Origin of the sequence: Rhodohalobacter sulfatireducens (assembly GCF_022012475.1) — a bacterium.
Taxonomy (GTDB): domain Bacteria; phylum Bacteroidota; class Rhodothermia; order Balneolales; family Balneolaceae; genus Rhodohalobacter; species Rhodohalobacter sulfatireducens.
On record NZ_JAKLWS010000021.1, the window covers coordinates 35,124 to 57,504 of the forward strand.

Annotated in this window: 16 protein-coding genes; 7 read left to right on the forward strand and 9 right to left on the reverse strand. The window is 42.6% G+C overall.

Annotation, left to right across the window (positions count from 1 at the left end; genetic code table 11):
* Positions 1-22 precede the first annotated feature (22 nt).
* The 3 genes from eboC to L6773_RS14525 all read right to left on the reverse strand — a co-directional run bounded on the left by eboC (position 23) and on the right by L6773_RS14525 (position 3,120).
* Positions 23-925, reverse strand: coding sequence for a UbiA-like protein EboC (eboC, locus tag L6773_RS14515; protein ID WP_237855163.1), 903 nt, complete (start codon positions 923-925; stop codon positions 23-25).
* 285 nt (positions 926-1,210) lie between these two features.
* Entirely contained in the window at positions 1,211-2,152 is a 942-nt protein-coding gene (locus L6773_RS14520) for a TatD family hydrolase (protein WP_237855164.1), read from the reverse strand.
* 53 nt (positions 2,153-2,205) lie between these two features.
* Entirely contained in the window at positions 2,206-3,120 is a 915-nt protein-coding gene (locus L6773_RS14525) for an EboA domain-containing protein (protein WP_237855165.1), read from the reverse strand.
* 264 nt (positions 3,121-3,384) lie between these two features.
* On the opposite strand from L6773_RS14525, the gene L6773_RS14530 reads away from it, so the two are divergent.
* From L6773_RS14530 to L6773_RS14540, 3 genes are all read left to right on the forward strand, one after another.
* Positions 3,385-4,578 carry a 3-dehydroquinate synthase gene (locus tag L6773_RS14530; RefSeq protein ID WP_237855166.1) on the forward strand — a complete coding sequence of 398 codons (1,194 nt, stop codon included), beginning with the start codon at positions 3,385-3,387 and terminating at the stop codon, positions 4,576-4,578.
* Between the two features lie 269 nt (positions 4,579-4,847).
* On the forward strand, positions 4,848-6,065 hold the full coding sequence (gene eboE / locus L6773_RS14535; RefSeq protein WP_237855167.1) for a metabolite traffic protein EboE: 1,218 nt from the start codon (positions 4,848-4,850) through the stop codon (positions 6,063-6,065).
* A 338-nt stretch (positions 6,066-6,403) separates the two neighbouring features.
* Positions 6,404-7,777 (forward strand): alkaline phosphatase family protein, encoded by a 1,374-nt coding sequence (locus tag L6773_RS14540; protein WP_369431578.1) that lies wholly within the window; start codon positions 6,404-6,406, stop codon positions 7,775-7,777.
* Between the two features lie 251 nt (positions 7,778-8,028).
* On the opposite strand, the gene L6773_RS14545 is transcribed toward L6773_RS14540, so the two are convergent.
* Complete coding sequence (locus tag L6773_RS14545; protein WP_237855169.1) at positions 8,029-10,026, reverse strand: ATP-dependent helicase; 1,998 nt, start codon at positions 10,024-10,026, stop codon at positions 8,029-8,031.
* A 245-nt stretch (positions 10,027-10,271) separates the two neighbouring features.
* On the opposite strand from L6773_RS14545, the gene L6773_RS14550 reads away from it, so the two are divergent.
* Together L6773_RS14550 and L6773_RS14555 are read left to right on the forward strand one after the other, a co-directional pair.
* Positions 10,272-11,054, forward strand: coding sequence for a hypothetical protein (locus L6773_RS14550; protein ID WP_237855170.1), 783 nt, complete (start codon positions 10,272-10,274; stop codon positions 11,052-11,054).
* Between the two features lie 382 nt (positions 11,055-11,436).
* A complete protein-coding gene (locus L6773_RS14555; RefSeq protein WP_237855171.1) occupies positions 11,437-12,243 on the forward strand; it encodes a hypothetical protein in 807 nt (268 codons plus the stop codon).
* A 127-nt stretch (positions 12,244-12,370) separates the two neighbouring features.
* Here L6773_RS14555 and L6773_RS14560 read toward each other — a convergent pair whose 3' ends face one another.
* Together L6773_RS14560 and L6773_RS14565 are read right to left on the reverse strand one after the other, a co-directional pair.
* Positions 12,371-12,514 (reverse strand): hypothetical protein, encoded by a 144-nt coding sequence (locus L6773_RS14560; RefSeq protein WP_237855172.1) that lies wholly within the window; start codon positions 12,512-12,514, stop codon positions 12,371-12,373.
* Between the two features lie 40 nt (positions 12,515-12,554).
* Positions 12,555-14,816 carry an aminotransferase class III-fold pyridoxal phosphate-dependent enzyme gene (locus L6773_RS14565; protein ID WP_237855173.1) on the reverse strand — a complete coding sequence of 754 codons (2,262 nt, stop codon included), beginning with the start codon at positions 14,814-14,816 and terminating at the stop codon, positions 12,555-12,557.
* 339 nt (positions 14,817-15,155) lie between these two features.
* On the opposite strand from L6773_RS14565, the gene L6773_RS14570 reads away from it, so the two are divergent.
* Positions 15,156-16,112: an alpha/beta hydrolase gene (locus tag L6773_RS14570; RefSeq protein ID WP_237855174.1), complete on the forward strand. Its 957-nt coding sequence runs from the start codon at positions 15,156-15,158 to the stop codon at positions 16,110-16,112.
* A 316-nt stretch (positions 16,113-16,428) separates the two neighbouring features.
* Here L6773_RS14570 and L6773_RS14575 read toward each other — a convergent pair whose 3' ends face one another.
* A complete protein-coding gene (locus L6773_RS14575) occupies positions 16,429-18,522 on the reverse strand; it encodes a pyrroloquinoline quinone-dependent dehydrogenase (protein WP_237855175.1) in 2,094 nt (697 codons plus the stop codon).
* A gap of 288 nt (positions 18,523-18,810) precedes the next feature.
* Between L6773_RS14575 and L6773_RS14580 the strand changes: the two genes are divergently transcribed.
* Positions 18,811-20,316, forward strand: a complete 1,506-nt coding sequence (locus tag L6773_RS14580) for a CehA/McbA family metallohydrolase domain-containing protein (RefSeq protein ID WP_237855176.1) — start codon at positions 18,811-18,813, stop codon at positions 20,314-20,316.
* Positions 20,317-20,651: 335 nt separating this feature from the next.
* On the opposite strand, the gene L6773_RS14585 is transcribed toward L6773_RS14580, so the two are convergent.
* Complete coding sequence (locus tag L6773_RS14585; protein ID WP_237855177.1) at positions 20,652-21,380, reverse strand: sulfotransferase-like domain-containing protein; 729 nt, start codon at positions 21,378-21,380, stop codon at positions 20,652-20,654.
* A gap of 100 nt (positions 21,381-21,480) precedes the next feature.
* Entirely contained in the window at positions 21,481-22,215 is a 735-nt protein-coding gene (locus tag L6773_RS14590) for a protein-L-isoaspartate(D-aspartate) O-methyltransferase (RefSeq protein ID WP_237855178.1), read from the reverse strand.
* Positions 22,216-22,381 lie beyond the last annotated feature (166 nt).

The window sequence follows — 22,381 nt, forward strand, 5'->3', positions numbered from 1 at the left end:
AATTAAGAGCAGAATAAGTCAGTTAAGTAACTGCAAAAAGTTTAGAAAACAGGAGAGAGATTGGAAATAATAAGGCCACAATCAATCCTAATATCAAACCTGAAAATCCAGCTGCAAGTACACTGTTTAAGAATATCAGGGAGAGAACCCCACGTTTTACAGCATTTTTTATGGTCAACGCTTCCGGATTGATCGCTGCATTTAAATAAGCCGGGAACACCATCCATGCAAATAGTAAAAGAAATGGCAGAGCAGTCAATAAACTATATTCGGGAATAAATGCAAATATCAACAGTGCAATCATCACGGCAGTTAGCATACCAACGGCAATGAAGCCATGCATTCTACTTCCACCTGATACCTCTCCCCGACTGATCAAAGTGATGGATGCGATATACACAATCGGTATAAAAGCCAGGAACCAGCTTTGAAAAAGTATACCAGGTACAATACTGACACCGAGTAATAAATTTCCACCACGGCACAAGCCCATAAAAAGTGGACCGGAAACAACTGAATGTTTCGCTTTACTGTCGTATATAATCGTTAGTAATGCAATAGTGATAGCTATAAAACCGGCCGTTTGATTGACTTGGAAAGCTGTAATCACTCCAATTAAATGTAAGAGAGTTCCTAAGAGAGATGCCTGCAGTTTAGAGACACGCCCGCTTGGAATAGCTCGCTCCGGACGCTCTTCGGCATCTAATTCAGCATCAAAAACATCATTAAAAACAACGCCGCCTCCGTAGAGCCCGAATGTGGAAAGCAATAACCACCATAACCCTTCATGTGAAAAAAGTGCAGATTCCCCCGTAAAACTGATAACACCACCGGCAACGGCAAAACCTGCCAGAATATCGGCAAATGCCGTCACAATGTTTGCAGGGCGCATCAGTTCGAGGTAGGCACGCATTTTTTGGAGCATATACGAAAACTTTTGATGGAGGAAACATGGTATGTCTTCGGAGTTATTCAGAATTCATTTGGGAGATAAGAAAGTAGCTTGGTCTTAGAAAAAGCCAAATTCAGACATACCATGTTTAGTTATGGTTAAGAATTATCTATAATAGACTCGAAGTACAATATTCAAACTACCAATATAAAGTAAAAGTAGGCAATTGACAGTTGACAACTTTTCTATTGGCTTTATAATTGCCTACAGCCAATTGTCTACTTTAATTTAGTGCTTAGAATTTGGAGTTTTTTTCGCTTATTCAATAATCAAATCATCTTCATCGGGATTGTCCAATTCTTCTTCGGTGAGTGGACGATGACCACCTCGTAAAACGGTATTTCCACTAAATGTCTGAGACTGATCAATCGGCGGACGATTTAGCCAGTCCTCTTCATTAAACCGACCGCTTTGTCCATATGCATCCAGCGCATTTTGATAGGTCACTTTCTTTACATCCTCTTTTGATATCCCCCGTTCAAGCATCAACTTTGCAGTTTTTGGAACTCCCAGCGGATCGCTGTGTCCCCAATCGGCAGCGCTGTCAATAAAGATTCGCTCAGTTCCGTACTCTTTGACGATATCAACCATCCGCTCATTTCCCATCTTTGTCCCCGGGTAGATGGTGAAAGCTGTCCAGTATCCTCGATCAAGAACCGCTTTAACTGTTTCCTCATTATTGTGGTCGATAATCACTTTTGAAGGATCCATTCCATGGGCTTCACAAATATCCATACTTCGAATGGTTCCCTCCTTCTTATTCCTGTGAGGTGTGTGAACCAATACCAGCATATCCATTTTCTTTGCAAGCTGAACCTGTTCGATGAAATATTTTTCCTCCAGCTTGGTCATGTCGTCGTACCCGATCTCCCCAATCGCCACTACACTTTCTTTACCGGCGTATCGCGGAATCAAATCCATAGCCTCTTCAGCCAGCGCTTCATTATTCGCTTCCTTTGCATTCAGGCCGATGGTACAATAGTGCTGAATACCAAACTGTGATGCCCTGAATCGCTCCCATCCCACAATCCAGCTAAAATAATCGAGCATGGTTCCGGAGTTGGTACGAGGCTGGCCAACCCAAAAAGCGGGTTCAATTACGGCTTTGACCCCTGCCTTTCTCATGGCGTTGTAATCATCAGTTGTTCTTGAAATCATGTGGACATGTGGATCGATAAACATCATATCGTCATCAGACATCTTACCTCCAATATTTAATTCATAAAAAGTTTATATCAATATAAAACAGCTTATTAACTGTCTTTCTCTTCAAATTCCTTACCGATATCATCCCAGGTTAGGTTTTGATCTTTGATCTCATTAACCAAGTTCTTGTGCTTATCAATCAATTCATCTTTCCCGGAATAATCACTGCTCATCAGTGCCAAAAGAGCCGAATATTTCTGAATCTTATCAGGATGATCTAACACTTTTTTGATATCATCTGAATACTCTTCATCAAGAAATGGCCCCACCGGTCGCCAAAGTTCGGGGGAAACTTCTCGTCCTGCTGACCACCGCTCATGTGCATACTCAACGAGCATTTTGGCAAGCGTTTTATTGGCTCGACCATCTAAACCCACGATTTTATAAAGTGCACTTTCAACAAACAGGGCTTTTAAAACAATCTGATTCCATGCTTCCTCATCCAAATACTCTGACGGATATGGATTGTAATGAGCCACTGCATTAAACACAGTCGTCATATTGCTTCGTACTCCTTCAGCTGCTCGATTTTTAAACTCCTCCGGAAATGGATATAGAGCAAGTCCTTTGTATAAAGCAACAGCTTCACCGAGATCACTTGTCACAAAGATCTTCTCAATTTTTTCCAGGAATTCCGACTTACCATTTTCAGCAAAGTTGAGGAGCAGATAAACACGTCCGAGTTGATCGGCAGCCCATTCAACAGGTTTCCAATTCTTTCGTAAAGATTCTGCTTGATCCATCTCTTCATCCGAAAATTCCAAAACGTTCTTCCCGGTGTGTTGTGGTACGCCACTGAAAGATGTATATAGTTCCCAATCCTCGGGCTGATTAGCTAAGTTTTCAGCTGTTTCCTGAATCCATTTGAAAGTATCTTTATCGAGGCGATCCTGCAGCCAATTCTCCAGCAGATTTCTGATTTCCCGGTATTTATAATCCGACTGTTTTGATAGGTTAGTCATAGCAGATGATTTTATATTTTTTCATCAACAAAGGTAACACTTCTAAGCTAAGTCGATTTTAAAAGAATGAAAAATAGATTTCAGTTCGTTGTATGTTGTAAGTTGATTGTTGTCTCAGTTTAAAATCGATTGAAGATTTAGAACAACTATCAACAATCAACCAACTACCAACAAACAATAGTTCTTATTATTTTTTAACAGTTTAAAAATTAAAAATCATCTATATACAGCGTACGTTGAGTTACGGAGTTTAAAGAATCTACAATGCAAGAAATTAACCAGAAGTTCTCTGTTCCATTTCAGTATAAGACACTTTTTACAGAGAATATGTTTGATGTTGAAAATGATTGCTTAAAAACGGTATTGGAACAGCAATCACACAATCATTCAAAAAAGATATTATGTGTATTTGACAAGGAGATGTCGCTTCATCATCCCGGATTATTTAACCGGATTTGCAAATATGCAGAGTATCACAACAACCTTTTTGAACCGGTTCGATCTCCAATCATTATCCCGGGTGGTGAGACTGCAAAGAATGATAGAACTTACGTCGATAAAATTCTGCAAGCCATTGACGACGGCGGGATTGACCGTCACTCATATGTAATGGCCATCGGCGGTGGCGCTGTGATTGACACGGCGGGCTATGCTGCTGCAATTGCTCATCGCGGAATTCGTACTATTCGAATACCCACTACAGTCTTGGCTCAAAATGACGCCTCCCTCGGTGTAAAAAACGGTGTAAATGCTTTTGGAAAGAAGAATTTCCTGGGAACATTTGTCCCTCCGTTTGCCGTCATCAACGACTCTTCTTTTCTGAAAACTCTCGATCAACGGGATTGGATTTCCGGTATCTCAGAAGCAATTAAAGTTGCACTCCTGAAGGACAGCTCCTTCTTTGAATTTATTACATCTCATGCAGGGGATCTTCAAAACCGGGATATGCCGGCGATGAAAAGACTGATCTATCGTTGTGCGGAATTACACCTCGAACATATTGCTACAAGTGGAGATCCGTTTGAGATGGGATCCTCTCGCCCGCTTGATTTCGGGCATTGGTCGGCTCATAAATTAGAACAATTAACCAATTTCGAACTGAAACACGGCGAAGCAGTTGCGATTGGAATTGCCCTTGATGTAGTCTATTCAAGCCTTCAAGGCCTAATTGATGATGAGTCTTGCAGCCAAATTTTGAATGTGATTGAAAATTGCGGGTTCAAATTGTTTGTCCCTGAATTAAAATCAAAATTAGATCAACCCAATAACACCGACTCTCTGATCCACGGGCTCACTGAATTTCGTGAGCATTTAGGCGGACAACTTACCATCATGTTACTCGAAGGAATCGGGAAAGGAATTGAAGTTCACGAAGTTGATTTTGATGTTTATCGAGAAGCGATTGATAAACTTGCTGTATTTGAATCTGCTAACAACGAATTATTAAATGCGACTTAAAAACCACTCCTCTTTAAAGACTGTGTAAAAATACCCAATCAAACATATTTTCAATATCTTTTTTACCACGAGGTCACGATGATACACCTGTGTGCAGAAGCACTTCGGTGCGCAGGCACAAAGGAGCACAAAGATCAATAAAATCAGACGAACAACCTTCGTGAATTCTTCGTGTTTTCGTGTCTTTTTGGCCCCGTAAGTCGGGTTTAAAATTTAATCGCAAAACAGATCCATACTTCAGCGCACTGTATTAATCATATAAAACTATAATGATACTACCTGGACATCCGGAAAAACATCTTAGCTATTGTACCAATATTCATCCCGGAGAAGACTGGAGAACTGTTTTCAGTCAGCTCAAGTCTCATCTTCCGAATTTAAAACAACGACTGTCCCCTGATAAACCCTTTGGCATCGGGCTACGTTTATCTGCCCGGGCTGCTGAAGAACTGCTTAAGGATGATCATATCAAAGAGTTTAAAAATTGGCTTGATGATGAAGCTCTTTACGTCTTCACCATGAACGGGTTTCCATACGGAAGTTTCCATGGTGAAAAAGTAAAAGATGATGTTTATAAGCCGGATTGGAGTACAAAAGAGCGTGTCGAATATTCATCGAACCTTATTGAGATTCTGGCCAATCTATTACCGGATGAAGCGGAAGGAAGTATCTCCACTTCTCCTATCTCCTATAAATATTGGGGACAATCGGCTGAGAAGTTTACAAAAATCAAGAACATTGGTTCGATACACCTTGCACAATTGGCCTGGCAAATGGCAGAGGTTTTTGATGAAAACGGTAAAGAGATTCATATCGATATCGAACCGGAACCCGATTGCCTGATTGAAAACAGTGAAGAGTTGATTCGGTTTTATAATCATTATTTACTTCCCAAAGGTTCTGAATTCCTGATGAATGAACATCAGATTACAGCAAAAAGAGCCGAAGAGATTCTTCGGAGACATATTGGCGTTTGTTATGATACATGCCACTTTGCGTTGGAGTATGAGAATCCGGCTGAAGCGATTCAGTCTTTTGTTGATGAAGGAATTCGAATTGGGAAAACACAAATAAGTGCAGCTTTAAAGGTTAAATTGGACGATGAGCGTGCAAGCAGGCCTGATATTGCTGATCATCTGCAGCAATTTGATGAACCGACATATCTTCATCAAGTAATTGTAAAAACTAAAGGAGGAGGTTTGGTTCAGTTTCGGGATCTGCCGGAAGCTTTACCATCTATAGAAAATCAGCACGCAGATGAATGGAGAATCCATTTTCACGTTCCCGTTTTCTTGAAAAAGTATGAAGAACTCTACTCCACTCAGGATGAGATGATGGAAAGCCTTCAAATCATTTTGGATGGTGATCATTGTAAACACTTTGAAATTGAAACTTACACTTGGGATGTTCTGCCGGATGAGTTGAAAACAAATGTCACAGATTCCATTGAGCGAGAGTTAAGATGGATATTGGATGCGATTCAGTGAGATCTCCCCTGGAGGGGAGTGCCTGAGTATAACGAAGGCGAGGGGTGTAAATTGAACGCTGTTTTGGGCAAAACACCCCTCTGTATTTCTCAAGAACATTTGAGAAATTCTTTCTCCCCTGAAAGGGAGAATTTTCTCGATCCGAAGGTCTCCTTCGGATCGCACCGCTTGAAGCTCTGCTTCAGATAAGACATCTACAGGATTAGATTGCTGTTAAGCTGTAAGATAAGTGAATAGATGCAGAGCTTCTTTCCTAACGTTCCAAAGCAGGAGCTTTGGAACGAGAAACAAGCAAGACGCTTACGCATCTTTTAATCAAAATTTATTTAAATATAACCGTGAAAAATACAGCCGTTTTAAATGTTGTTGGATTAACTCCAGATCTGATTGGTGAGCATACTCCCTTTTTATCTGAATGGATGAGGAAAGGAAATATGGCCTCCGTAAATTCTATGCTACCGGCCGTAACATGCTCTGTACAAGCAACTTACCTGACCGGAGAGATGCCGAAAGATCACGGAATCGTTGGCAACGGATGGTATTTCCGCGAGATGGATGAGATTAAGTTCTGGCGACAGTCAAACAAGCTGATTCAGTCGAAGAAAATCTGGGAGAAAGCGAAAGAAGAGAATCCCGACTTTACCTGTGCCAACCTGTTTTGGTGGTACAATATGAATTCTTCCGTGGACTATCTCGTCACACCGCGACCGATCTACCGGGCCGATGGTGTTAAAATTCCGGACATCCTAACCTATCCGGCTGATCTTCGCGATAAACTTAAAAGTGAACTCGGTCAGTTTCCCTTGTTCAATTTCTGGGGACCCAATACCACAATTTATTCCAGTCAGTGGATTGCTGATTCTGCCAAATGGGTCCAAAAAGAGTTAGCCCCTACCCTTTCACTCGTCTACCTCCCGCACCTCGATTACAACTTGCAGCGAATCGGTCCGGATGATCCAAATATCAAAATAGACCTTACAGAGATCGATAACCTCTGTAAAGATTTGATAGAATTCTACGAAAACAATGGCACGCAAGTGATTGTTCTGTCTGAGTATGGAATAAGTTCAGTAAATCAACCAGTTTCGATCAACCGAACATTGAGAGAACATGGATTTATCACAGTTCGAGAGGAGAAAGGCGGTGAGATACTGATACCCGGAAGCAGTAAAGCATTTGCCGTAGCTGATCACCAGGTAGCTCATATTTACATCAAGGATGATAAGGACATAGAGTCAATCAAAAAGCTCATCGAAGAGATTCCCGGCGTAGAAACCGTTCTGGGTGAAACCGGTAAGAAAGAATATCAATTGGATCATCACCGTGCAGGTGAACTTGTAGCGATCGCTGATCAAAACTCGTGGTTCACCTACTATTACTGGCTGGATGATGAGAAAGCTCCCGATTTTGCTCCCACTGTAGATATTCACACAAAACCCGGCTACGATCCGGCCGAACTCCTGGTCGATCCAAAAATCTCCTTTCCAAAACTGAAAGCCGGAATGCGTCTCCTTCAGAAAAAACTCGGTTTCCGATACACGATGGATCTCATTCCGCTCGATGGTTCAGGCGTAAAAGGCTCGCACGGCAGAGTGGAATCAGATCGAGGAAAAAACCCAATGATCGCCTCTCAAAACAAAGAGTTATTATCAAATGATACACTGCAACCTACGGACGTTTTTGAGGTGATTTACTCGCATATTTTCAATTAAATCGGTTTGCCTGAGCCGATCCAACACATTGAGATCACGGCTCAGGCGAGCCGTGCTACTTTATTAATCTCAGCGTAACTCTGCGCACCCCGCGGTTAATATAAAACCGGAGGGTACCCAGAGTTACGCTGAGAAAGTTCAAGCAAGACTGATCAATTTAATTCTCTATACTCATATTCACGTAAATCGGTTCGCCTGAACCGATACCACGTACTAATGATCTAACGGCTCAGGCGAGCCTTGCTACTTTCCTACTCCTCCAACTGCTTCTGCTCTTCCTCACTCTCCTCCACTAACAACCACGGCTCTAAATAATCCTTTTCAATATCTTCAATGAATCTCGAGGGATTGGTAAAATAATCCCCATAACGGCTCTGAAAGAGTGCAGGATACGTGATAAAAAGCTGCTCTTTGGCTCGGGTAACTGCCACATACAATAGCCGAACCTCCTCATCTATCTGCTCTTCATCATCGATGGCATAGCCGGATGGCAAGATTCCGTCCAGGCATTGAATCAGAAATACGGTGTGCCACTCCAACCCTTTTGCAGAGTGAATGGTGCTGAGAATCAGCGGTGGCTCGTCTTTTTCTGTGGTTTCTGTATCGATGGCAGTGGCTTCGATCGGATCGAGTGCAACTTCTTCGATCATTTTTTCGAGGGATCGATAGGTGCCGGAGATATCGACGAATGTTTCTAAATCTTTCATCCGTTTGGGATGATCATCAAACCGTTTTTTGCAGAATTTGGCGTAATAATCCACAACGGTTTGGAGTTGCTCAGGGACGGATCCATCCAGTTTTTTGAGTTCTGAGAAAAGATTTCCCAACGCTTTTAGTTGGGTGAGATATCGGTCGCTAGTATTGGGCGCCTGGTCCGGCCGATATGGATTCCCTCCGGTTTGAGCCCAAGAAAACAGTTCTTCTGCAGTCTTCGGACCAATGCCGTCAATCAGCATCAACACCCGGTTCCAGGAGATGGTGTCTTTCGGGTTGACCAGCACTCTCAGATGAGCCAGCACATCTTTCACGTGAGCCGCCTCGGTAAATTTTTGACCGCCATATTTGATGTATGGAATATTTTTTTTGTTGAGCATCACCTCCAGGTCAAACGAATCGCGGCCGTTTCTAAACAGGCAGGCGATCTCATTCAACTCATGCCCCTGTTCCCGCAAATTCAGAATCATCTGTGTGAGAAACCGGCTCTGATCATTCATGTTGGCTGCTTTTACCAATCCGGGCATGTCTCCCTTTTCTTTGACCGTGTACAACTCCTTCTCAAACTTCTCTCCGGCTTGTTTGAGCACACGATTCGCCACATCCAAAATTCGCTGCGTGGATCGGTAATTCTCTTCCAGTTTGATAATTTTCGTGTCCTCAAACAACTCCGGGTAACGCATCATATTTTTGTGGTCGGCACCTCGAAAGGAGTAGATACTTTGGGCGTCATCCCCGACAGCCATCACGTTGTTGTGAATACTGCTGAAAAGTTGTGTGAGTTCGGCCTGGAGTGCATTGGTATCCTGGTATTCGTCTACCAAAACATGTTTGTGTTGGGCGGCTACTTTCTTCCGAACCTCCTGCTGATCGCGAAGCAGATCACGTGTTTTGACCAGCAAGTCGTCGAAATCCATCACGAAGTTTTGCTCTTTGTAGGCCGCATATTTATCAGCCAACAGTTCGATGGTTTCGGTGTAATTCACAAACTGCGGGTACTGCTGTTCTATAACATCACGGACGGTCATCTGCTTATTGACCGATGTACTAAAAATGTTATAGAGAGTAGATTTCTTGGGAAACCGTTTTTTCTGAGTGGGAATATCCACCTGGCTGCGGACCAGGTTCACGGTGTCCATCGCATCGCCGGCATCGATAATGGTAAACTGTTCGGGATAGCCGATCTTCTCCGCATACCGATGAAGAATCTTGCTGCAATAGTGATGAAACGTCCCTCCTTCCACGCGCTGACACCGTTCATCCAATATTTGGCTGGCACGGCGAAGCATCTCGCTGGCAGCGCGTCGCGTAAAGGTGAGAAGCAAAATCTGCGTCGGGTCCACCCCACTTTCCACAAGACGAGCCACCCGATAGACCAGCGTTCGGGTCTTCCCGGTTCCCGCCCCGGCCACGATAAGCGCAGACCCTTCATCAAACATAACCGCTTCCAATTGCGCCTCGTTGAGAAGGTCCTCATACTGAATGGAATACTCCGCCGGAGTGATATCTTCTTGTGAGAGGACAAATTTCTTCATGCCTTAAACTACAGAATAATCTGTATATGTAAAAAACATGTTATCGCTATTTTTTTCTATTGATAATGTAAAGTTCAATAATTATTTATCTGAATCACATATCTGAACATTTTGCACTAATACCCTTGAATTCTGGACGTAAAGCTAATCTTTGAGTTGTTTATCGAAAAAAAGTAAGTTCGTCAAGAGTATGTCATAGAGCTAAAATCGAACTATGATTTTTTGTCAAACTGAGCAGTTATTTAATGAATAAGATTTTTTTAAAAATAAAAGAAAATTGGAGTGATCCTGTATGGAGCATAGTAATAGCTACTATTATAATTTCAGTAGGTGGTTCTATTCTAGCAATGCTTTATTCATTTGCTCTCTCTTTATACTATTCTATATCATTTAGCGAAGCATTTGGTGTAATTACTACATTTCTAAATGAAACAGTTGAGATTAAAATATGGCTATTTCTAGTTTTATTAGTTACATATTTCATATTGGTTTTTACCCCATTTATAGAATTTGCAAAGAATATAAAATTGAAAGTAAAAAACTATTACAATTCATCTAATGCTGAAAAACAAGAACTCCCTTCTGCACCAAGTCATTCAACACCTTTTTTTAACCATAGAATGGCTAGTGCATTCCCAGGAATTCGAGAACTAACATGGTTTGAAAATCCAACTGAAGCAACAAAGCGGTTAGAGATATTATTAAGAAAACCGATAAAATTTGACCCAGTAAATTCAAAATTCGAATCAAGACCTATTTGGTGGTTTCGGGGAGGTCGTGCACTTTATATTGAAGAATTTAAAAAAATGGGCCGTAGAAAAGTTCTAATGAATCACGATCAGTTAAAAGTTAAACGAATAGCTGCATATCAAAGTGCTTCATATTATAAGGACTTTGTTTATGTAGAAGTTGTTGGAGAAAAGCAGACAGGCTTGTATTCGTTGGATAAAGATGATATCAAAAGACATATTGATACCTATGGTTACAGCAGAGAAGAATACGGAATAATCAAAAATAAAATTGGATAGCAAATTCCTATTCGAAGAGAGGATTATGATGATGGTGCTACTGTAATTAATGGCAAAGTCAGAAATGCAATGGATGCAAAATTAAGATCGAGATATCTGACTGACTATAATTTTATTATTGCTGCTAAAGGCTCACCCTATAATTCAACTAGGTTTGATAAAGAATCTTTAAGCATTTTTAATAGAATTCTAAAAAACGAAATTGAACCAAGCGTACTTTTCGATTTTTTAAAAGGATTTGAGAAGCATGAAGGCAAACTACTTTAATTCGCTCTATAACCAGCAATTCCTGCTGACGGGTTACCGTCAATTATTCAATTTCAGGATTAATCACCCGCAGCAGAATTGCCAAACCGTTAGGCTTCACAATTAAGAATACATCATGGGAAAAGCTCTTATAAAATTTAAGAAGCATAAAACTGCCAAAAAACAGATCGACGAACTTTTTGAAGAGTCTACCTATGCTAATGTTATTCATTACTCATGTGAAAGCTTCTATGATCGACCTGACGGAGCTACTCCAAGAATAACATCAATTGCAGTAAGAAATTTAGGTTCGAGACAAACGAAATCATTTTCAATCCACAAGATTGCTGAGAAAGAGCAAGTTCCATTAGACAAAATTTCTAATAATTATGATGATTTAGAGCGTGAAATGCTTGATGGATACTTTGAATATGTGAGAGAACATGCTACTTATAAATGGTTGCATTGGAATATGAGGGACATTAATTATGGCTTTAGTGCAATTGAATATCGATATGAAGTACTTGGTGGACAACCCACTAAAATTGATGACGGAAAAAAATATGATTTGGCTAAAATATTAATTGAGGCATATAGGGCCAATTATATCAATCATCCTAGACTAGAAAGCTTACTAAAGAAAAATGATATTACGGCACTGAATTTTCTAAATGGAGCTGAAGAAGCTGAAGCATTTGAGAATGGAAATTATGTGAAACTTCACCAATCAACTCTTCGGAAAGTTGATGTAATGGCTAATATTGCTGGTAGATTTAGAGAAGGGGATTTAAAAACTAATATTTCAAATTTAGACTTGTTTAGTTTGTACCCGAGAGCAGCTTTAGAATGGCTTAAGGAACATTGGATCATTTCACTTTTGGGTATATTAGCTGCGTTGTTTCGTATTATTCGGTTTTTATTTTGGATATTTGGTGATGCCTAACAACGGTTTCAACACGATCTTGACCGCTGTTTACCGGTTTAAAAAATGTGGGCTAAAAGAAGTTCCGAGTTTAAATTAGATTAACGGCCAATAAGATTAAACCGCATGCCATTTTAGAAAAGTGTATCTAATACCTGCCTTTCACTCCACCGGTAAAGAAAAAATAAAATGCATCACTTTCACTGTTTCCTGCACGAGTGCCGCCGGTCGCTGCTATGATTACATACTGTTTGCCGTCAATTTCATAGGTGGAGGGCACGGCATCTGACATCGCTGACTCATTCTATTCTACAACATTCATTTTTTCAACTTCACATCGACCGTAATATTTGGTTCATTTTTTCGGTTACTTCCTGTGCGTTGTAACGATTGAAGATAAGCGGCGGCTTAGATTTGATAACATTGTCAAAAGGACCATCCGTGCTAACCAGTACATGTAGGTTCCGCAACTCATTTTTAAGTCTTTGAGCCAGTTGTGTGTCAGGTTCCTTGCTGCCCGGCTTCACCATTTCCACCCCTAAAAAGAGGCCCGATCCCCGCACATCACCAATGCAGTTGTGTTCTTTTTGCAGTTCCAGAAATAGGGATTTATAGTAATCACCAACAGCCTTTGCATGCTGTTGCAATTCTTCCTCTTCTATCACATCCAGCACAGATAGCCCAATTGCACAAGTGACCGGGTTCCCGCCAAATGAACTAAAAAATTCTACTCCATGGCTAAAGCTTTCGGCAATCTCATCTGTACAAACCACAGCACCGACCGGGTGACCGTTACACATTGGTTTTCCTAAAATCACCATGTCTGGGATTACATTCTGAGCTTCAAACCCCCAGTAATAATCTCCCAACCTACCGAAGCCTGTTTGTACCTCATCAGAAATAGTAACACCGTTCTGCTTTCGGATCGCGGGATAGATCTCTTGCAAATAACCCTTTGCAAGAGGGACTTGTCCGCCACACCCTACAATCGGCTCTGAAATAAAAGCGGCTATGGATTCGGCTGAATTCTCTATCTGCCTGATGGAATCCTCTGCATAAGCCGCACCGGCTGTACCATCATTCTTAGTATAGCGGCCATGATAGGTATCCGGAATAGCCGTTTTGAGGATATGTGCTTTTTGGCCCTGCCCTTTCGGGTCACTAAATTTATAATCTGAAATATCGGTACCAATCAGGGTATTACCATGGTACCCGTGCTCCAACACCATCATCGTATCTGCACCGGTATAGTGCCTGGCCATACGGATAGCCAGGTCGCTGGCTGCGCTGCCAGAATTCACAAAAAAAACCTTATTGAGTGAAGGAGGAAAGGTTTCCAGTAGCCTTTCAGCGTATTCCGGTAACAAGTCATACAGGTAACGGGTATTGGTATTAAGCCTTGCCATCTGTTTCTGGCCGGCTTTAACCACTTTAGGGTGGGAGTGCCCAACATGGGGAATATTGTTGTAAGCATCCAGGAAAGAATTTCCGTACGCATCATACATATACTGGAAGGCTGCTTTTTCCATATATATGGGTTTTTTATAGCTGATCGAGAGGGCTTTGCTGATGGATTTGAATCTCTTTTCAAGCCTGTTTTCGATCTCCGGAGGAGGCTGAACCGTGATGTTGAGCGATTTTTTAAATCGATTTTCAGCGCCTTTCGGATGAATCCCCAGCCAACGCTTAAACAGTTCCCATGCTTTCTTTTCGCTGCTCAAAGCGTAGCGATTGTCCGGTTGGTCCAGACGTGACTGTGCTGAATTACAGACGCTGATACATAGACGGGCTGCAATCAGGTAATATAGCAGATGGAGTTCAAGCTCTTCCAGGGGATTGATTTCGTGATACGCCTTCAAGATGATGCAGGCCCATTCGAGCGGATCATCTTTATCATAAATTGCATAGGTAATCGCCACAGCCAGCTCATTGATCAGTGGTGAATATGCCAGGTCCCCGAAATCGATGATACCACTGATTTCATGGTTTTTGGTCAAAACATTCCATTCATTGGCATCATTGTGAATGATGGACTTCCGAAGGTTTGGCAGTTCAGGGACAACTACCTCATCAAACTGCTGAAAAAAGTAGCGGACAATGCTCCGGTCTCTTGCGGATGGTATAGCCTCAATCAATGGTTTATTCAGATGAAGATATTGGATATCCCATTCCCACTGCCGGGATTGTATATCAGGATGACTAAGTGAGTTCAGATCTTTATCCATCCGAGCCAAAAAGCGTCCGAGTGAGGCGTAAACTTTAGGATTAGCCGGAATGTCACCTAAAAATTCACCTTCCAGGTAGGTGAGCATTCTATAGATGGTTTTTTGGCCATCCAAATCCGCGATATCAAGGTCATCACCTGATGAGATCGCAATTGGTTCAGGAATAGATCCTCTAAAAGAGCTTTGCAGGGCGTACAAAATTTCGTTTTCCGCTTCCAGCAGGTTGAATGTCTCTCGGGTGTAGGGATACGTTTTTAGAATAAACCGATCATTTCTGTCTGTAATCAGATAGTTGGCATTATTATAACCCGCCAGTTTTTTGATGGATGAAGGTTCAAATCCGTAACGTTTCTGTATCAGGTTTTTCATGCTAGGATGTTTTCATTTGGGCGAAAAATATCACTCTTGAATAAAAAATCGTAAAGTTTTGATAAACTGTCTCGTTATGCCTCTCATCGGGGTAAACTGGTCTTTTCTTTTTAATATTCTGGTAAATTTTGTTGTTCATATGATGAAGAAGCACGTGCATTTCAAATAACATATAATCTACTCGGCGCTATAACCGTCCATTAATAATATGTGATTAATAATTTAAACAGATAAATCCCCGAACCCATTTTACGCCATTGCTTTATAGTAATTTCATGTGGTTTTCGCTACAATCCAAGTGTTAAATACCATCATACTCACAACCATGATTCTATATTTATGAACCAGACAAAAATATTCACCCTCATCTCACTGTTATTATTTGCTACATCCATACTTTTCTTCACTGCATCTGCGATAGCCCAAGACGGGACGATCTACCCGCTTGATGCCCCTGAAGAACCAAACGCTATTCCATTGATCACCGGCGGCGTTGAGGATCAACCCGCGTCGGAGACCTGGTTTCGTCAGTGGGGAGACCCCATGGCGAGGAATATCACCGAGGCAACCCTCACCCCTTTTCTGCCTGATCCCGCTAAAGCGAATGGCGCAGCCGTGATTGTAGCGCCCGGCGGTGGTTTCAGATGGCTGTCGATGGGTAACGAAGGCTGGGAAGTTGCACAAGCACTCGCTGACCAGGGGATTGCTGCTTTTGTATTGAAATACAGGCTTCACCCAACCCCGGTGTCACTCGATGATTTCCGGGACTGGATGAATCGACCTCGCCCCGCTCCATCTGATTCTTCCGATGATGATCAAAATGATGATCCGCCAAGTCCCCCGCGTATGGACCTGGCAAACCAGCTTGAAGATGCAGAGTCTGCATATGCCATGATTGTTGACCGTGCAGAGGAATGGGGCGTGGATACCGATCGAATTGGTATGATTGGATTTTCAGCCGGTGCCGACCTTACGATGCACTCCACACTCAATTCCGAAACCATGAAGCTGGCTTTTATCGGTCCGATTTATGGCGGCATGGGACCGGTTGAAGTTCCGGATAACGCTCCTCCAATGTTTAATGTAATCGCCACCGATGATTTTCTGTTTGGCGGACAATTTGGAGTCATTAAATCGTGGTATGAAGCCGGGATTCCTGTGGAGTTTCATCTGTACCAAAATGGCGGCCACGGTTTTGGACTCGGAAATCCCGACCGTACCAGCAACCGTTGGTTTGATGCTTTCATCCATTGGTTAGATGTGAACGACTTTCTCGCTGCCGATTCAGAAAGTTAAAAAAAGAGTACTCGTACTTTATCTTTTCATGAACTCATTTTGAATGATTGTTAAACGTGAGTTCGTCTTAAAAACTTTGAATATTTCGCTCCTCTCCTACCTGCCCTCAACACGTCGGTGTGTAAGGAGAGGTGAGATAAGTAACCTTGTGAAATCAGGCTTCAAACTTAATCTGATTTTGGTTTTCACACCGGGATACCTCTGGTACAACCACCCCTAAATCCCCTCCTTTTTAAAAAAAGAGGAACTGTTTCAGTGCTTTTACATTCATTTTATATCGAACTCAGGTTAAGTATATAATCAATAATAAAGCCGGTCACTGTTCAGGCAGAGAGAAAGCGATAAAGGCGTCACTTTCACTGTTACCTGCTCGGGTGCCTCCCGTCGCTGCAATGATCACATACTGCTCGCCGTCGATTTCATAAGTGGATGGCACGGCATACCCAACAGCTGGCAGTTGATATTCCCAAAGAATTTCCCCGGTATTTTTATCAAAAGCCCTGAATTTTTCATCTGCAGTTGCACCAATAAACACCAATCCACCGGCTGTAACCAGGGATCCACCCATATTAGGTGTTCCTGTTACCGGAATTTCCCGTTCAGTCAGTTCAGAATACTCACCTAAAGGCACTTTCCAAACAAGTTCTCCCGTATTCAGGTCAATAGCATTCAGTGTTCCCCAGGGTGGTTTTGTTGCCGGGTAGCCCTCTTCATCAAGAAATGACCGGTATGCAAAATCCACGGTATACGTAAAACTGGAATCGACCTCTGTGCCCTGCTCATTAGAAGCTTCTACGGGTTCAATTTCATCTACATTAAACAGGTATTCAACAATGGCTTCTTTTTCTTCTTCTGAGAGATAAGGGAAGGCAGGCATTTTACCACCCTGACCCGTTTCCATGATTTCCATGATCTGAGATTTTGAGAATCGCTCTTTTACGTTGACCATTGATGGAAACTGAGTGGGCTCGGGGCCACCCGGCTGGCTGTGGCAGCTTGCACAATTTACTCGATAGATATTTTGTCCCCTGGCCAACGAATTATCTATATCTATTGATGGTTCACTTACCTTTGTCAGACGAAATGTATTGCCATATTCATTTGCATTGATATAGAGCATAGCGGTTTCGGGATCGAATGAGGCTCCTCCCCAGAGAGCTCCCCCGCGGGTTCCCGGAAAAAACAGGGTTTCCCGTTCTCCAACAGGCGTAAACAACCCTTTATAGTTTAATTCCCTGTATCGCTGCAAAGCAAATTCCCTGGCTTCGGGAGAAATATTCGTCAGATCATCTTCACTAATATGTTGACGAACAAACGGCTCCGGTTTTACAGGAAATGGTTGCGTTGGCCATGATTCTTCTCCATCAATATTCGATTGGGGAACTGCCCGCTCTTCAATTGGAAATATAGGTTCACCGGTTTCGCGGTCCAGTACAAATACAAAACCGTGCTTGGTCACTTGCGCGAGGGCATCTATTTCCCTTCCATTTTGCTCAATTGTAACCAGGTTCGGAGGAGCCGGCAAATCATAATCCCACAAATCATGATGAACAACCTGGTAGTGCCAAACATATTCTCCGGTATTGGCATCCAGGGCAAGGATTGAGTTTGCATATGAATGTTTTCCCGGTCCGCGAGTACCCGGTGTGTAGAAGTCAGGTGCAGACGACCCCGTGGGTACGTACACAATTTCTCTTTCAACATCCAGGCTCATCCCGGACCAGTTATTGGCTGCACCCGCTACCTGCCATGCCTGTTCTCCCCATGTTTCAGCTCCTTCCTCTCCCGGATGAGGAATGGTATGAAACATCCATTCGATCTCACCGGTTTTTGTATTGAATGCACGAATATGACCCGGCGACGCATTAAATCCTTCTCCAACGGATGAACCCAGGATGAGAAGATTTTCAAAAACAATTCCCGGCGAGGTTGCTCCGACTGAAAGCAGAGCCGGATCTCTTTCGAGCCCCTCTCTTAAATCAACCGACCCTTCATTTCCAAATGTAGTAACCAGAGAACCCGTTTCTGCATCAAGAGCATATAAATAGGAATCTGCCGTAAAGAAAATTCGCTTGTCCTCATTCTCCTCCCAGTAGGTCACTCCCCTGTTCACAGATACAGGATTTTTTCCTTCAAATGGATCGAATATCCAGAGAAGTTCTCCGTATTTCGCATCCAGTGCGGCCACTTTTATTCCGGGGGTTGTCAGATAGACCACGCCATTCACAATAATTGGATTAGCTTGACTTCCAGCGGGGCGCTGATCTCCTGAATTGTATACCCACGCCACTTCAAGATTATTCACATTTTCCCGGTTGATCTGATTTAATTGCGAATAGCTGCTGCTTGTGGGATCGCCCTTATAAACATTCCACTCAATATATGAGTTTTCGTTGATTTGACAGCCCATAGCCAAAAACAAAGAAAGAAGCGGGAGTACAACGTATATATTTTTTATTAGACTCAATCTTCGGTAGATAATTTAGAGATTTCTAATTCATCTTAAGTTAGTACATCAGGCATAAAAAGGTCTAAACGAAACATACTTTTTGTAATGAATCCTCTGATTGAAAATTTCTCATCATTGTTTCATCACTAAAAAGTTAAGAATTCAAATAGCTTTTTAACTTTTCATTAACTCATATTGATTGATTATTTATATCGTTATACTATACATTATCAGTTCAATCACAAGAAAATGAAACGTAGTTTTACAAAATATATGAAGGTCTTTCAAAAAAATGCCGGTAATCGATCCTGGGTGATCATATTCACAATCATCCTGAGTATTCTTTTCAGTCCCCAGTTGATCAGTCAAGATCATAATCATGATCACGAACATGAGCACGTCCATGACTCCGATCGACAGTGGCTGGCGGGAGATCATCATATTCATTCACGCTACAGTGTTGGATGGGATTATGAAACCGATCCTCCGTCACCGATCATAGCCGGTGATGCGATCTACCCTACACCCATGAATGCGTTGATGGCGCGATATTATGGATTGAGCTGGATGGTTACGACTGATCACGGCGGACCCAATCACAGCAAGGTAAATCTCGAGCAGGCATATCCTGAGCTACTCACATCGCGAAAGGCGGTACCAGAAGTGATCCAGTTTTACGGCATGGAGTTCGATACACCCGGCGCCGATCACTCGAGCCTGATCATTCCGCATACGCATGATGAAGCGGACCGTCTTTACGAGATTGAATCTAATTTTAACAAGCGTGAACCCTACCCTGCTGATTCTACCTGGGATACCGAGCCCCGCATGATTGAAGCGCTCCAGGCGATGGATCAATTTCCTTCCAAACCTGTTGTGATTGCCAATCATCCCTCGCGATCCGCACCGGCACTTGGTGTTTATGGGCTTTATGATCCTGCCGAACTGCGCGACTGGAACGACACAACACCCGATATTGCAGTCGGAATGGCGGGTGCACCGGGACACCAGGCGGCTGCGTTAAATAGTGACGGTTCATTAATCCAATATCCGCGGGGTGGCTATGGAAATTTTCCGACCATGGGGGGTTTTGACCAGATGACAGCCCGGCTTGGTGGATTCTGGGATTCAATGCTTGGAGAAGGACGTCATTGGTGGATTACTGCAAACTCAGATTCGCACGTCCACTGGAGAGAGGGTGGCAGTGATTTCTGGCCCGGTGAGTATTCCAAAACCTATGTATGGGCGGATAAAAGTCATGATGATATCATCAACGGAATTCGAAACGGCCGGGTGTTTGTTACTCTCGGTGATTTGATTTCAGAACTCTATGTAACCGCAAACAGCGTAACCGATGAAGCGAGTATTGGTGGAACCATAGCCGTTGAACCGGGAAGTGATGTTCAAATAACCATTCGTTTCCTTGATCCAGATGCGATGAATGCGGCCGATCGAAATCCATCGGTAGAGCGTGTAGATCTGATTATTGGCCGGGTCACAGGACCGGTCACGGATCGTACTGCAGATACCAATCCTACTACAGAAGTGGAAGCAAGATTTTATGAGGATGACTGGGAAACGGACAGAATGTATAAAGAGATTACCTATCTGCTGGAAGATCTTGATACCAACAGCTACATTCGTATCCGTGGTACCAATGGAGAGGAGCTCGAACCTGAGATAGATCCTGCCGGTGAAGATCCATGGGCGGATTTATGGTTTTATTCGAACCCGATTTTTATAGAGGTGGAGTGATTTTTGCCCCTTAACGTCAGTTTGAGCGTAATGAGGAGTATGCGACAAATGAAGACGAAAACAAGTCATAGAAGCATCTCGTCTTCACTCCACTTTGTTCCGTTGCGCTCGATCGACGCAAATAAAAATACGTCAGAACGCAATAAGGGAGTGATTACGAGTGAATGTACACGAGACCTCTTTTGAGATTGAATCATGATGACTCAGTTCAGGAAAAACTCTGATTGAACGATTTTTGAGATGTTCAATATTCGATATTCGATCTGAGTATAAACATATCGAATATCGCTCAATCGAACCGTCGGAAATCGAAGAGCGTTTAATAGAGTATTCTGTTAAATAGCGTGTTTACAAAGCTCTTCATATAGCGGAAGGCATTCCTCTAATAACGGCTTGAGGTACTCCGGAAAAGGCTCTTTTTTGGGTTGATGGGGTTTAAATCCGGTTGAATTGTGAACGCTTTGATACCAGTATTTGGCCCAGCTACCATCCTCGGGACGAGCCCCCTTTTCCCATCTCAGCATCGATCTTTCAAATGGAATTCCGATTGAATTACAGAGTCTGTTTAACATCTCCCCGGGATTTTTTAATACTTTTTCGGAAACAAGCACAATTGGCTTTTGCCCGATTTCCTGCAGGTACTCCAGCAGTTCCAGGTGTTTGGCATACCCTACATCTCTCATTGTCGGGTGTTTAACCTCTTTAGCATACGATGGCAGCATCTCCCTCGGATCTCTTGTCAGGATAATATTCTCAGTATGCTCTAAAAACGACCAATCCAGGTTGACCAGGTGATGCGTCATCTGTTTAAAAAAGAGGACCGGTTTCTCGTGTGCCCCAAGCATCCACTGAACCACTTTTTGGCCATCGTTTTCCATCTCTTTTAGAACCTCCTCTGCCCCGGGATGGTACTCGTCTGCATTCGTTTCGCTCAAGTAATGGGCATAGAGAGGTTCATCAACCACTTGGGTATCTGATCGCTGAGCAAAGGAATACATCAAAGCTGTGGAAATATTCCGAGGGCCGGACCAAAGGCAAATTCGTTTTATTGGTACAGTGTTCATTTACATTCATTTCCCATTAGCAAAGGAAAATACACTTTCAGCGTAGAAAGTGAAATAATGACACAACCATTAACAAGTTTCAATGAATTTTAAACACAAACTAATTCTGTGCTTCTCCAGTCATAGGTACAAACCGAACAGCCATCAGGCTCTCTGTTTGAACTTGACCACTCTCCGATTTAGTGACTTTCATCAGTGTCTGTGTTTGATAGGGGCCGCCTATGGGAATAACGATTGTACCTCCTGGTTTCAACTGTTGTACCAATGGAGTGGGAATATGACCTGCAGCAGCGGTCACAATAATTGCATCAAACGGGGCATGTTCTTCCCATCCGTAATACCCGTCATCAATTTTTACATTGACATTTGTATAACCCAACTCTTCCAAATCCTGCTCTGCCCGGTTTCCGAGTGCTTCAATGATCTCAATGGAATATACATTTTGGGTGATATGTGAAAGAACAGCTGCCTGGTACCCGCTTCCTGTTCCAATCTCCAGCACCTTGTCGCCTTGGTCGAGGTTTAGGATTTGAGTCATAAATGCCACAATGTAGGGCTGAGAAATAGTTTGCCCATGGCCAATAGGCAGAGGACTGTCCATGTATGCCCGACTCCGGTTGCCTTCAGGAACTAGAAGGTGCCGAGGAGTTTCCCGCATCGCATCCAATACTTGTTGATCGTTGATCTCCCTTGGAATCAACTGGTCCTCAACCATCCGATTTCGGTCACTTTGCCGCTCTGAGAAATTTGGGGGACTCCAGTCGTCAGATTGTGCAAAAATCAAAACCGGGATTAAAATAAGTGATAGAAACAGTGTAATAAATTTTGCTTTCATAACTCTCTGATTTCATTATTTGTATCCGTTTAGCATTATAAAAATCTACTGTATAAATAACAGTTTATACCGTGTTATTGTTTGCCACAAATATGTTATGGAATCATGGTTTTGTTCAATAATTTTTTGAAACTACATCCCCTTTATCTCTGTTTAAATACTTATA

What these genes read in the sequence shown, in the direction of transcription:
- eboC (WP_237855163.1), bottom strand. Translation starts at nt 925, where the DNA reads ATGCTCCAAAAAATGCGTGCCTACCTCGAACTGATGCGCCCTGCAAAC.
- L6773_RS14545 (WP_237855169.1), bottom strand. Translation starts at nt 10,026, where the DNA reads ATGAAGAAATTTGTCCTCTCACAAGAAGATATCACTCCGGCGGAGTAT.
- L6773_RS14555 (WP_237855171.1), top strand. Translation starts at nt 11,437, where the DNA reads ATGGGAAAAGCTCTTATAAAATTTAAGAAGCATAAAACTGCCAAAAAA.
- L6773_RS14570 (WP_237855174.1), top strand. Translation starts at nt 15,156, where the DNA reads ATGAACCAGACAAAAATATTCACCCTCATCTCACTGTTATTATTTGCT.
- L6773_RS14530 (WP_237855166.1), top strand. Translation starts at nt 3,385, where the DNA reads ATGCAAGAAATTAACCAGAAGTTCTCTGTTCCATTTCAGTATAAGACA.
- L6773_RS14575 (WP_237855175.1), bottom strand. Translation starts at nt 18,522, where the DNA reads ATGGGCTGTCAAATCAACGAAAACTCATATATTGAGTGGAATGTTTAT.
- L6773_RS14565 (WP_237855173.1), bottom strand. Translation starts at nt 14,816, where the DNA reads ATGAAAAACCTGATACAGAAACGTTACGGATTTGAACCTTCATCCATC.
- L6773_RS14580 (WP_237855176.1), top strand. Translation starts at nt 18,811, where the DNA reads ATGAAACGTAGTTTTACAAAATATATGAAGGTCTTTCAAAAAAATGCC.
- L6773_RS14520 (WP_237855164.1), bottom strand. Translation starts at nt 2,152, where the DNA reads ATGTCTGATGACGATATGATGTTTATCGATCCACATGTCCACATGATT.
- L6773_RS14585 (WP_237855177.1), bottom strand. Translation starts at nt 21,380, where the DNA reads ATGAACACTGTACCAATAAAACGAATTTGCCTTTGGTCCGGCCCTCGG.
- L6773_RS14550 (WP_237855170.1), top strand. Translation starts at nt 10,272, where the DNA reads ATGAATAAGATTTTTTTAAAAATAAAAGAAAATTGGAGTGATCCTGTA.
- eboE (WP_237855167.1), top strand. Translation starts at nt 4,848, where the DNA reads ATGATACTACCTGGACATCCGGAAAAACATCTTAGCTATTGTACCAAT.
- L6773_RS14560 (WP_237855172.1), bottom strand. Translation starts at nt 12,514, where the DNA reads ATGTCAGATGCCGTGCCCTCCACCTATGAAATTGACGGCAAACAGTAT.
- L6773_RS14590 (WP_237855178.1), bottom strand. Translation starts at nt 22,215, where the DNA reads ATGAAAGCAAAATTTATTACACTGTTTCTATCACTTATTTTAATCCCG.
- L6773_RS14525 (WP_237855165.1), bottom strand. Translation starts at nt 3,120, where the DNA reads ATGACTAACCTATCAAAACAGTCGGATTATAAATACCGGGAAATCAGA.